An 11955-nucleotide genomic window follows, 5' to 3' on the forward strand; every position below is an offset into this window, starting at 1 on the left:
TAGTTTACTGTACACCCTGCACATAATTAAATTGGTACTTCTTTATTTAATCCTAGCAACTCTTGAATCCCCATTTTAAGCATTTCAGAATCATTACGTTCATATCCTAAAATAATCTGTTGTATAGGCCAATATGAGTCATTAATTTCTGCTTTCTTTTCCGCGAGCAAAGGCTGTGGATGTCCATAAAATTTTAATACTTTTCTCCCAAACTCCTTGCCAAAATCATCTGTACTACTGTCAAGCAAACATAAAAAGTCATTGTCAGGGTCCCCTATTAAAAAGTCTCCGAAATCAATAACTCCAACTAATCTATTGTTATTAAAAACCATATTTCGAGAACTAAAATCATTGTGCACTAAGCATGGCAAATAATTAAATAAGAAATCACAGCTAAATAATTTTGAATATATACTACTTATTAATTCTTTCACCTTATCATTTAATAAATTCATTTCTCTTAATATATTAGTAAGTTTTTCTTTATCTTTTAGATATTCTTGTTTTTTATCCTGAACTCTATCCTTAAATAATGGATTCCATGAATCAATTCTGATAGCATGCAATGCTTTAAGAAAATTTGCCTCATCTATAGCTAATAAATCCTTTTCTTCTTCACTTAAGCATTGGTAATCATCATAAGATAAGTGCTGTCCCTTAATGTATGTAATCATCTTGAAATTCTCATCATTTAATATTGGTTTAGGTGTTTCAAAGGGTAAATTAAAGTTTGATAAAAAATCATACAGCATAACTTCTTTTTCTTGTGCCCTCTTAACCTCTTCCCGTTTAGGTACTTTTATAATATATTCGTCATTACATAAGTAAACCTCACTATCATCACCAGCACCAATTCTATGTAAGCTATTAACTTTTAGGTTGTCTTCGGCTAGTTTTTTTGACAAAGTAAACTCACAAATCATAAAGACCCCCATTTTAAAATCTTTTTATATTTCTTAAACTATGTTATAATTCCACAACCTCCTATAGAGGATTACCTTCTAACATCAATAATTCAGTTAATCCGTATTTAGCTAATTCCAACATTCCGTTGAACTATCTTTTATCATTTTCCTGTTCTACCTACAAATAATAAATTATTCTCCTAATTTTATATTTCCATTGATAACAGCATGAATCACTTCAATCAAAAAAGAATGTTCTCTCTCTAAAACTCTGGCAGCTAATTCTTCTGGTGTATCATTAGGCATTACTGGTACTTCTGCTTGTGCAACAATTTCTCCACTATCATACTTTTCATTTACTCTATGGATAGTTACGCCAGATATTTTCTCCCTTGCTTCTATTACAGCCTTATGTACATTCATACCATACATTCCCTTTCCTCCATACTTTGGAAGCAACGCAGGATGAATATTGAATATTCTATTAGAGTATTTTTGTAAAACTGAAGTTCCCAACATTTTTAAATAACCAGCTAAAAAAATCATATCAATTTCATTTGCAACTAAAATACTTAATATTTTCTTATCTAATTCACCATTATCAGAAATTACCTTTTGGCTAATATGGTATCCTAATATTCCTTCATTTTTAGCCCTTTGTAGTGCCATAGAATTTGAATTATTGCTAATTACTAGCTTAACCTGTGAATTTATCTTTCCTGATTTGCAACCATCAATAATAGCTTGTAAATCAGAACCCCCATGAGATGCAAATACTGCTATATTCATAGCTAGTTCCCCCTTATTATTTAAAATTATATGTAACGCCTTAAATCTAAAGCTTTAAAACAAATAAAGTTAGTTCCAAAACAATCTTGCCTTTATAGCTTGGTAAATATCATCCACTTCCATGCCATATCTGCCGGATGAGACATTCCTTCTTCGTAAAGTATTACATTTTTACCCTCTGATATTAACCTTTCCTTTATTATTCTTGCTGTGGTAGTCTTACCTGCTCCTGGTATGCCTTCTACTAAAATAAGCTTATTTTCCATAATGCCCTCCAAGTCAATTATTTAAAATCTAAAGGTTATATTGTTTTATAGGAAAACCGCTAATACAAATCACATTCTGAATACCAAATGATAAAATATACTGCATTCATTTATAGCTTTCTAAATACAATAACTTGAATGTGCCCTTCCCTCTTAAAATCCACTTTCTCAAAGCCATATTCTTCAAAATTACTTTGAATTTCTTCTGGAGAATAAAACTTTACATCACCAGCCTTTGACAATAGTACAAATGGATTAACAATTGCTCTAATAATTAATGGATAGTATATCTCCGATATATAAAGCAACCCTTTTGGTTTTAATATTCGGCTTACTTCTTTAGCAAAGGCTTTTATATCTGGAAAGTGATGATATGAAGCACAAACAGTCACCACATGAAACATTTGATTTCTAAAGGGTGTATACTCACAACCGCTTACTTCAAATGTCATACGTGGGCACCTTTTTTTTGCATTTTCAATCATCTTTTCTGAAATATCAATCCCATACCCTTCAATATTATAATTATTTGCCAACATTTTAAGAAATGTTCCATTCCCACAACCAACATCTAAAATGCTACTATTATTCTCTATTGTAATTTCCCTTAATAAAAGTTCTTTAAATTTTACTGTAAACTTTCCATCAAAGGTTTTATCATAGTCATCAGCTTTTTCATTGTAACTTTTTCTTGATTTATCTTCAAAATTTTTCACAACTTACCTCCCCCATGGTATAAATCATTGTACAACAATCTATTTTTCACTTCTGTAATTAATAAATCTATCAATAATATTGCATTTTTAACATTATAAGCTCTCAGCTTCTCTGTTTTATAAAAAGATAAGCTATATTTACCTCCCAAAACTATTGTGGCATCTTCACAATTTTCTATCTAAAATACCTATTTTAATAATTCTTTGAAATTATGGTTCTCTCAACCAAGACTATTTTACCATATAATAACTGTAATAATATACCTTAACTTCTAATTACTTATATCTAAAGTGAAAGTATTATGCTGTATAGCTAAATGTTCTAGGAATAACTCACAGGTGTATGATCCCTCTTCCCAGCCCCCTTTGATTTGAAGATTTTTATAAGGCATCTTCAAAAAATAAGTAGGTCAGTATCGTCTATTTTGTATTATACTGCGTCAACAGAACCCTTAGATAGCTCTGCTATCTGTGGAACCTGTTTCCTTATCTGCACAAGCTTGCTTGTGAACTGAAAATATCCTTCAACTCCTTAACTTATTATTTATTTTCAGATACCTAATTCATTTATGGAAGTATGTTGCTTATCTTTAGCTTTTTATAGTTTATAAAAAAACAGAAAAAGCTTAATTGGATAATCTTACCCTTGTTATGAAACTCTTGGACAGGGGTTGTTTTAGCTTTTGTCCCATGTTAAGATATGTTCATCAGCAAGGTACTGAAGCAATAAAAGCTACTGATTGCCACAAGGAGTTACACATACCCCCAAGGAAATAAGCAGCAAAATAAAAAATAAGGAGTTGTTGATATATGATAACAAATAAAATATTAGCTTTAATTCTTTCATTATGTACTGCAGGAAGTCCAGCAACAGGAGCAGTTCTTGGAAACGCAGCTGGAACAGTTGCTAATAATGTAGAGTTACCTAAATTCCCAACTACAGCAGTAGTTGAAAAACAGATTTCTAATCCACAAAATGGTGGACAAACTATAAATTTACCTTTAAATCTTAAAAATTCTTGTGACAGTATAGCACCAATAGAAGTTCAATTACCAAATGAAAATTGTGTAGTTGCTGATGAGGACAATTCAGTAGAAGAAACACCGGTAGCAAATGAAGATGCAGTAGTTGAAACACCAAAAGCAGAAGTACCTGAAGTTGAAGTTCCAGTAATAGAGAATCCTAAAATTGAAACTCCAGTTGTAGAAGAGCCTAAAGTTGAGGCACCAAAGGTAGAAACCCCTGTTAAGGAAGAACCAAAAACAGAAGCTCCAAAGGTTGAAACACCAGCTACAACACCAAGTACTACAGTGCCAAGCGGTGTGCCAGCAAACCCAAATAACAAGAGCTTTAAATACATGGAAGCAGTAGAAAAAGAAATTCTAACTTATGTTAATGAAGAAAGATCAAAAGCAGGTCTTAACCCATTAACTTGGGAAGAGCAAATGAGACCAATTGCTAGATATAAATCTAATAACATGCTTCAATACAACTACTTTGAGCATAATACACCATCACTAAATAATGCTAACCCAATGGACTTAGCAATTAAATACTTCAAGTACAGTACTAATAGTTATGGTGAAAACTTATTCTACAGCCAAGGTTATGCAGAGTCTACTACCACAGCTAAGTACCTTGTAGATCAATGGATGAACTCTCCAGGTCACAGAGCTAACATATTAAATGGTAGCTGGACAAAGATGTCTGCTGGAGTAGTGTTTAGCAGCCAAGGTAACTGGGTTTATGCTACACAACACTTCTCAACAAAATAATTTCTAGTTGTTTAAATAAGTTAGGTTTAGTAATTAACAAAATTAGATAGGTGAACCTTCCAATTTAGTTACAATAAAAAAGAGGCAACCAACATTGGTTGTCTCTTTTGTTGTTACCATATAATAAATAGTGAAATCATGATTAATATGGATTTTTTTGGAGTATTAAAGATTGAAGAAATGACTAAAACTGAAACTTATTTATTCTTCTTACCACCCCATAATTAACGGTAAAAAACAATGAAGCTAAAATTAACAAATGTAACACAATATGATATAGGTCTGGAATATAAACAATATCTGAAGGTATCAATTTTATTGTTTCTTCAAAATATTTATTTTTTCCTTCCCAAGGACCAAATATCGTAAAATACCAATGTGAAAAAAATTGTGCTGAAAACCACATGAATAACCATATAGGAAGTACAAACTTCCCAACTTTATCACTTTTCATGAACCATAAAAGAACAATAAGAAAAATAATAAAGAACATCCAATCTTCTCTATAGGATCTAGTAACCAAGATATTATTCCCAAAGCTAACACCAATCATATCTAAAAAGAACCATGCCAAAAGAATAACATTTGAAATTAAAACTTTATTTCTTTTCTTTCCCATTTAAAATTACCCTCACCAATCTCTACGTATTTAAATATTCATGTACTATTATTTCAACATTCTTATTTAAATCTTCGTCTCCATTTAATCTAATCACTTTACAAGGTAAGGAATTAGCCCATTGTGCATGGGTGCTCATACAGGGAGACCCATCAGTATCATATCTTGCTGAGTTATCAAGAAAACGGCAATGCCCTTCATACATATCGCCACCTTCCATAATTCTCTCTCCATGTATTTCATATTCTCTCTTATTAATTCTGTCAATTCTAGTATCAACGGACGCAGTAATATGTACTGCTAAATCAAATAATGGAACAAAAGGTTTATTAAAACTATCCATAGAACCTGCCATGACAAAATTAGTTCCTTTTGATATGTCTGCCATGAGTCTATTAACTTTCTCCTCATAAGTATACATAAGAGTAAAAGGTTTATCTGTATCCTTTCTCCAAATATAATCATCTATATCAAAATAAGGAAAATCAAGTTTTTTTGCAACTAATCTCCCCAGGGTTGTTTTTCCAGAACCAGCTGAACCAAAAATAATAATTCCTCTTGCCATTTCTTTTAATCTCCTTAATAGAAATTTGCTATTAAACTTCTCTTTTACAAATAATAGCTACTCTAAACATATTTATATCCTCTTATATCTGGCATTATTGAAAACTCTTCACTCTAAATTCCATTAATTAAGTCACTTTTATCAGAAGAATTACTTTTTATAAAGCAATTCTTCTGAATAATCAGCCTCACTATATAACTTCTTTATTTCATTATAAACATTACTATCAACATATTTGCCACCATTTTTCACTTCATTTTCATAAATAAACATAGAATTTTTTGAGACACTTATAGAGTTTATATAATGCTTTGCTTTATCATTATTATCTATAAGTTCAATAATAAATTCAGTCTTTCTAATTTCCTTATTATATTCAGAAAGACTGATTGATTTTAAGTAATTCAATATCTTTTCTATATCCTGTGGTTTATCAATCATCTTGCTTCTGCCGCTCTCCTTTTTGTCACTTGTAATTGTTGCATTTATAAATTCAATCCTCTTAACTTGGTCTATATTAATTCCCTCAAAAGGCTTCGATATTTTACTGTTTTCCTCTTGAGAACACCCACCTAACACTGTCATGAGTACAAATAAACCCAATATAATTATTATAGTCCTTTTCATTATTCTCACTCCCAATTCATCAATAGTATGAATAAAAAGTTTTGTCATTCTCCTTGGTTCCTCTAGTCCTTCGCGATTAATTACCTCTATAACACTTAATAAGAATTTTGTGTGGTCTGCTTTACGTAGACTGTTCTTATTTTCTTCACTTTAAGGTTGCATTAACATAATAAAACTTTGACCTTCTATTGTTATTGGGGTTGAAGTCACCATAGAAATACTCTGTATGTTTTATGAGTTCTATGTTGAAGTTTGCTAAAAGTTCATGGGGATTTTAGGAGATTCTTAAATAAATTACCCTTATTTATTCACCTTAAAAACCCTCATATAAATGAAACTATTTATCTAATTTTATCTAAATACCCACTGATTCTCTCTTTATGCTTCTGTACATATTTATCCGATTCAATAAACTCAAAAAACTTCTCTTCTGTCATCCACAAATAGGATATTGTTTCACCCTGTTGAAGCTTAATAGAATCTTTATCACAACTAGTTTTGCATAAATAGCCATAATATATGGTATTCCTACTCATTGCTTTATATATATGTTCTAGTTCTGTGGTTTCAATTCCTGTCTCTTCTTTTAGTTCCCTGATTGCAGCATCATAAGGGGTCTCCCCTGCCAATGCACTACCACCTGCACTTGCTTCATATAATCCAGGATAATTTGGCTTTTTTAAATCTCTTTGCATTAAAAGAAACATGCCATCCTCATGTCTAACTATTATTTCACTTACCAAATGAAATAGCCCTTTAGGAATAGCTTGTCCTCGGATTAGATTACAACCTGCTAGTGTTCCATCTTCCCTATATGCATCCCATAGCTCCATTAGCTATCAGCTCCTAATTTCTAATTTATAGCACTTCTCACTTATTTACTTCTACCATGAAAACTTATCATAACCACTAGTTTTCCATTTTATCTTTGCAATTAGCTTAGTTACATATTTTCTCTCTTAACAAATAAAAAACTACCCCTTAAATGCTATAGCATCAAGTTGAACGTTCAGCCCATCTACCCCGCCATGATGAGCAAACTCTGTTTGTATAGATTTTCTTGCAGGGTACTTGCCATTAAATCTTTCTTTGATTACTTTTTCTAGCACAGGAATATTCCAAATATCTCTAAACAAACAGTCAATTTTTACTACTGATTCTAAAGTTAAGCCAATTGATTTCAGTCTTTCTTCTAAATGGTCCAATGCGCCATTAATTTGATTCTCAATAGGCTGTCCAATATTACCAACACAATAATTTATAAAAGCAAAATCACCAGCCTCAACTATCCCAGAGTGTGCCCATTCCTCGTTTACATCACTTCTTACAATCTCTCTCATTTGCTCTGCCTCCTTTTAAATATTAAAAGACAATTTATATTGTTTTTAGTGTTTTTGTATTATTTAACTCAAGTTTTTATTTACTAATTCTAATATATTTTATCATAGGATTCCTACCAAAATATACCTAACATACAAAATATTTCAACGAAATAAAAAAATATAGTTTTAAGAATACATCGTAGCTTATCTTTATAAACAAAAATAAAAGAGGCTAGTTCAAAATAGAAATTAATTTCTAAACTGACATAGTCTCTTTTATTTATCACATCAATGGGATCTTTAAGAAAAATCGAAGCCTTCACCATTCTATGAATTCTTTCCTTAATATAGCTTTATTAGAGCTCGCCTAAACAAACACTAAATCTAGTCCACGTAACCTGTTCCTATAACTTTATAATCTTCAATGGAAACAAATATGCCTATTGTATTTATTGTAGGATTATTCTCTTTTGTTGTAAAAGAAATAATATATATCTCCTTACCGATATAAGTTTCCTCACTTATATTCCCCATAGATGGAGACAATGTTACTTTTCTTACTTTGCCACTTCTCCAGCTGCCTTTAATAAAGTCCTTAGCTTCAGGGCCAAGTTGTTCCCATGCTGCTCTTTTCACATTAGATTGCTCCTTAAAATAGGAGCTACTTGAATAAAGTGCGAAAATTACTATTATGGAAAAAATAATTATAATGATTTTTTTCACAGATTACAACTCCTCAATTCTTCTATATTCCATTTCTTTGGATTTGAAGCACCTCATAACTACCACTCTTTAATAGTACTATTATTGGATGTTCCTTAGAGGTTTTAAAAGTCACCATAATTATTTCCTCTGGTGATTTTTCATGATTTAAATACCATCCTTTAGAATGATAGGTTACATAGGACTCCTCTAAGTTAACTATTGTTTTCCTCTCTTCCTCAGTTAAAGCACTATAAGCAGCTTCTTTAGCCTTTTCCTTTGAAAAGCCAACCTTTTCCTCCACAGCTTTTTTAATCTTACTTTCTAAGTCTACTAGCTTGTCACTACTATAAAGCTCCTTAAATTCTTCCTCATCCTCACAAATGGATTTATGGTTGTTAATTATGATGTTTTCACCCTTATATTTAAGAATTTTACCTCCAACATAATAACCATCTTCATCAACCTTATAAAAAGAGGGAACCTTATCTACAAATACTACTACATTATCTTCAGGGTAAAGTAGTCCACTGCCGTAATCACCATCCACCACCATTTTCTTTTTTGCTTCCTCTAACTCTTCCTTACTCATATTAAACTTTTCATCTATGCCATGGTTAATTATAAATTGGTAGTGAGTTATTACTCCCCCATGACTGTAAACAGTGATGATATCTCCTGGTTTGAACTTATTATCATAACTTTCCTTAACTAAAAACTTTGCCTTAGTTAAAGTAGTCTTATCACTTACAAAATAATTCACCCCTAAAACTTCACCCTTTAAAGTGTCCACTGCTCCAAAAACCCGATCTTTTAAGGTGATTGAATAAGCCTTACTTGCCATAATACCTGCCCCATCTGAATCTTGAGTTGGAACATTTTCTCTTTTTACTATATAGCCTTCCTCTGCTAACTTTTCTTTTTCCTTCATTATATCCGCTGTAGTGATAGGCTCTTTAACTACCTCTTCCTTGGTACTACTTATATCTTTTGAACTATCTGAAACCTTCCCTACATCTAAATTATTTGGAATAGCTTTATCTGAAGTAAATCCTTTTGTAATTCCAAGGATACTTCCCGACACTATTATAATTGCAAGGGATGCAACTAAAGCCTTGCTATGAAACCACTTTGGTTTCTTTTGGTTTTGAGCTATATCAATGGATTTTTTGATAACATCATCAATGTTTGCTTCTGTAGTTAAAACATCATCCCTAATTTCACTTTTTATTAATTCATCAAATTCTTTATTATCCATTATTTCACTCCTTTATATCCATCATAATTTTAAGTTCACTTCTTACTTTTGATAATCTAGATTTCACCGTGCCAACAGGCAAATCTAATATCTCTGCAATGTGCTTTTGTGGTAAATCTTCATAATAATATAGCACTGCAATAATCTTTAAATCATAATTTAGTTTATTTACAAGATCTCTAAGTTCTAGTTTGTCATGGTTAAACTCTTCAATGCCTTGAGGAAAATCCTCATTAAATGTAATTAACTTTTTCTTCTTTAAGATATTCTTGCATTGATTAATCAAAATGCTGGTTAACCAGGTTTTTATATATTCTTCCTTTTGCAATTTGCCCAGGGATTTAAAAGCCCTCAATACAGTTTCTTGAAAGGCATCTTCCACATCCTGTTCATTTTGCACAATTCTTTTAGTTATTCTATAGAAATAATTTTTATTATCGTATATAGTTTGTATTAATAAATTTTCCGCTGCAGCTTTATTAACCAACAAATCAACCCCTTCAATAATTAGACCACCATAACCTTATATTGGTTCAAAAAAACTTTAAGTTTTTTCTTTTTTTATGTAAATCTGATTTTTTCTGAATATTAGTTATATTCTATCATGATTATGGTTGAACCCTATAAGCCCCATAATAAAAAGAGGCATCTCAAAACAAATTCTTTTGCAAAATGTTTTGAAACACCTCTAAATATATTTTATTATTCATAAGCTAGACTAAGTTAGCTTCAGCTTCAAGTATCCATTCTCTAATAGATTTTATGATAGATTCAATACTTCCTTCTTTAAAAGGATCTTGTAAGTTTCCTAACTTAACAATATCCATAAAGGACTTACTTCCCCCTGCACTACATACCTTCATATAATCTTCCCAAGCTTTATCTCTATTTTTCTTAGCTTTACTCCAGAAATTAAATGCAACAACCTGTGCTAATCCATAATCTATATAATAAAAAGGCCCCCAGAAAATGTGTGATTGACGTAGCCAGTATCCGCCTCTATCTAAAAAACTATTTTCTTCATAGTCCCTATAAGGAATATATTTCTTTTCAAGTTCTCTCCAGAAACTATTTCTCTCTTCATATGAAGCTTCAGGCTTTTCATAAACAAAATGTTGAAATTCATCAACTACAGCAATGTAGGCTAATAAAAATAATGCACTGCACATATGAGAGAATTTATATTTTTCTCCATCTTCCTCAAAAAAGTCCTCTACCCAAGGTTCAGTTAAAAATTCCATGGTCATAGAATGAATCTCTGATATATCTTCAGTTGCTGTTAAATACTCTGGTATTTTATGATTTCTGCATAAATAATGTTGAAAGGCATGTCCAACTTCATGGGTAAATACATTGAAATCTTCTATAGTTCCTTTGTATACGCAGTATATAAATGGTGCAGAGTATTTGGGTATATACTCACAAAATCCCCCCTCATCCTTTCCATCTCTTTTTTCAATATCAAAAAGATTTCTCTCACAAATATATTTAAAGAACTCATTTGTTTCTAATGACAATTCCTCATACATCTTTTGAGTTTTCTTTATAATTGAATTCTCGTCCCCTTTTAACAGAGGATTACCACTTAAGAAAAATATTGATTCATCATAATATCTTATATTTTCCACATTCAACCTTTTAGCTTGTCTTTCCATCAACTCTTTGTTCAATGGCACAACATATTCTAATATTTGCTTTCTAAAATTAGCTATCATTTCTTTATCATAGCCAATCCTATTCATTCTTGCATATCCCATATCAACAAAATTATCATATCCCATTTTTATGGCCATATTATTTCTTAGCTTTACAAATTTATTAAATATTTCTTGCATTTCTTCTTCATGTTCTATATATATTTGAGTTTGAGCTTCATAAGCACGCTTTCTCATTTCTCTATCTTCAGAGCATATATAATTATCAAAGTCCCACCTTCCAAGTTCTTCTCCTTGAAATTTTGTCTTAAAAGACTGCCCTAATTTAACATATTCTATTATCAACTTTTTTTCCTGTTGCAAATCCTCTATTATGTCTTTTGAAATACATTTTGTCTTCATTTCTGCTAAATCAAATAATTGATTTCCATACTTTTCTTTAAGTGTAGCTTTAAACTTTGAGCTATTTAAAGCTTTATAGTAGTCACAAACTAAATCCTCTAAAATAGGTTCAGCATCAGCATAGTAATCCATTTCCTCACTATAAAATTCCTTATCTACTCCTAAGCTATTTCTTAACTCACTTAATACTCTCATTGATGTAAACTCACTTCTAATATTATTAATTTCATCTATTATTAAGCATTGTACTTCAAAAGAATTAGCTTCATTTAGTTTGTTTATTAACTCAGTAATCTTATTCTCAATTTCTTTTATATCTACACGTTGGTATTTAAAATTCTCAAACTTCATGG

Annotated in this window: 14 protein-coding genes; 1 reads left to right on the forward strand and 13 read right to left on the reverse strand. The window is 31.0% G+C overall.

What is annotated here, in order from left to right; translation table 11 throughout:
* Positions 1-26: 26 nt before the first annotated feature.
* From B3040_RS00265 to B3040_RS00280, 4 genes are all read right to left on the reverse strand, one after another.
* Entirely contained in the window at positions 27-923 is an 897-nt protein-coding gene (locus B3040_RS00265; RefSeq protein WP_291569265.1) for an aminoglycoside phosphotransferase family protein, read from the reverse strand.
* A 174-nt stretch (positions 924-1097) separates the two neighbouring features.
* Positions 1098-1694, reverse strand: coding sequence for a phosphoribosylglycinamide formyltransferase (gene purN / locus B3040_RS00270; protein ID WP_291569266.1), 597 nt, complete (start codon positions 1692-1694; stop codon positions 1098-1100).
* Positions 1695-1786: 92 nt separating this feature from the next.
* Entirely contained in the window at positions 1787-1960 is a 174-nt protein-coding gene (locus tag B3040_RS00275) for a zeta toxin family protein (RefSeq protein ID WP_291569267.1), read from the reverse strand.
* Positions 1961-2070: 110 nt separating this feature from the next.
* Positions 2071-2676 carry a class I SAM-dependent methyltransferase gene (locus tag B3040_RS00280; protein WP_291569268.1) on the reverse strand — a complete coding sequence of 202 codons (606 nt, stop codon included), beginning with the start codon at positions 2674-2676 and terminating at the stop codon, positions 2071-2073.
* 810 nt (positions 2677-3486) lie between these two features.
* Here B3040_RS00280 and B3040_RS00285 point away from each other — a divergent pair.
* Entirely contained in the window at positions 3487-4452 is a 966-nt protein-coding gene (locus B3040_RS00285) for a CAP domain-containing protein (protein WP_291569269.1), read from the forward strand.
* A 184-nt stretch (positions 4453-4636) separates the two neighbouring features.
* Here B3040_RS00285 and B3040_RS00290 read toward each other — a convergent pair whose 3' ends face one another.
* From B3040_RS00290 to B3040_RS00330, 9 genes are all read right to left on the reverse strand, one after another.
* Positions 4637-5071, reverse strand: coding sequence for a hypothetical protein (locus B3040_RS00290; RefSeq protein ID WP_291569270.1), 435 nt, complete (start codon positions 5069-5071; stop codon positions 4637-4639).
* 22 nt (positions 5072-5093) lie between these two features.
* Entirely contained in the window at positions 5094-5636 is a 543-nt protein-coding gene (locus B3040_RS00295) for an AAA family ATPase (RefSeq protein WP_291569271.1), read from the reverse strand.
* Between the two features lie 150 nt (positions 5637-5786).
* Positions 5787-6263, reverse strand: coding sequence for a hypothetical protein (locus B3040_RS00300; RefSeq protein ID WP_291569272.1), 477 nt, complete (start codon positions 6261-6263; stop codon positions 5787-5789).
* A gap of 341 nt (positions 6264-6604) precedes the next feature.
* Positions 6605-7096, reverse strand: a complete 492-nt coding sequence (locus tag B3040_RS00305) for an NUDIX hydrolase (protein WP_291569273.1) — start codon at positions 7094-7096, stop codon at positions 6605-6607.
* Between the two features lie 141 nt (positions 7097-7237).
* Complete coding sequence (locus B3040_RS00310; RefSeq protein WP_291569274.1) at positions 7238-7603, reverse strand: RidA family protein; 366 nt, start codon at positions 7601-7603, stop codon at positions 7238-7240.
* Positions 7604-7969: 366 nt separating this feature from the next.
* Positions 7970-8308, reverse strand: a complete 339-nt coding sequence (locus B3040_RS00315; RefSeq protein ID WP_291569275.1) for a hypothetical protein — start codon at positions 8306-8308, stop codon at positions 7970-7972.
* A gap of 22 nt (positions 8309-8330) precedes the next feature.
* Positions 8331-9545, reverse strand: coding sequence for a hypothetical protein (locus B3040_RS00320; RefSeq protein WP_291569276.1), 1215 nt, complete (start codon positions 9543-9545; stop codon positions 8331-8333).
* A gap of 4 nt (positions 9546-9549) precedes the next feature.
* Positions 9550-10035 (reverse strand): RNA polymerase sigma factor, encoded by a 486-nt coding sequence (locus B3040_RS00325; RefSeq protein ID WP_291569277.1) that lies wholly within the window; start codon positions 10033-10035, stop codon positions 9550-9552.
* A gap of 223 nt (positions 10036-10258) precedes the next feature.
* Positions 10259-11953 (reverse strand): M3 family oligoendopeptidase, encoded by a 1695-nt coding sequence (locus tag B3040_RS00330; protein ID WP_291569278.1) that lies wholly within the window; start codon positions 11951-11953, stop codon positions 10259-10261.
* Positions 11954-11955 lie beyond the last annotated feature (2 nt).

Origin of the sequence: Clostridium sp. UBA4548, from assembly GCF_002387895.1 — a bacterium.
GTDB lineage: Bacteria > Bacillota > Clostridia > Clostridiales > Clostridiaceae > Clostridium_J.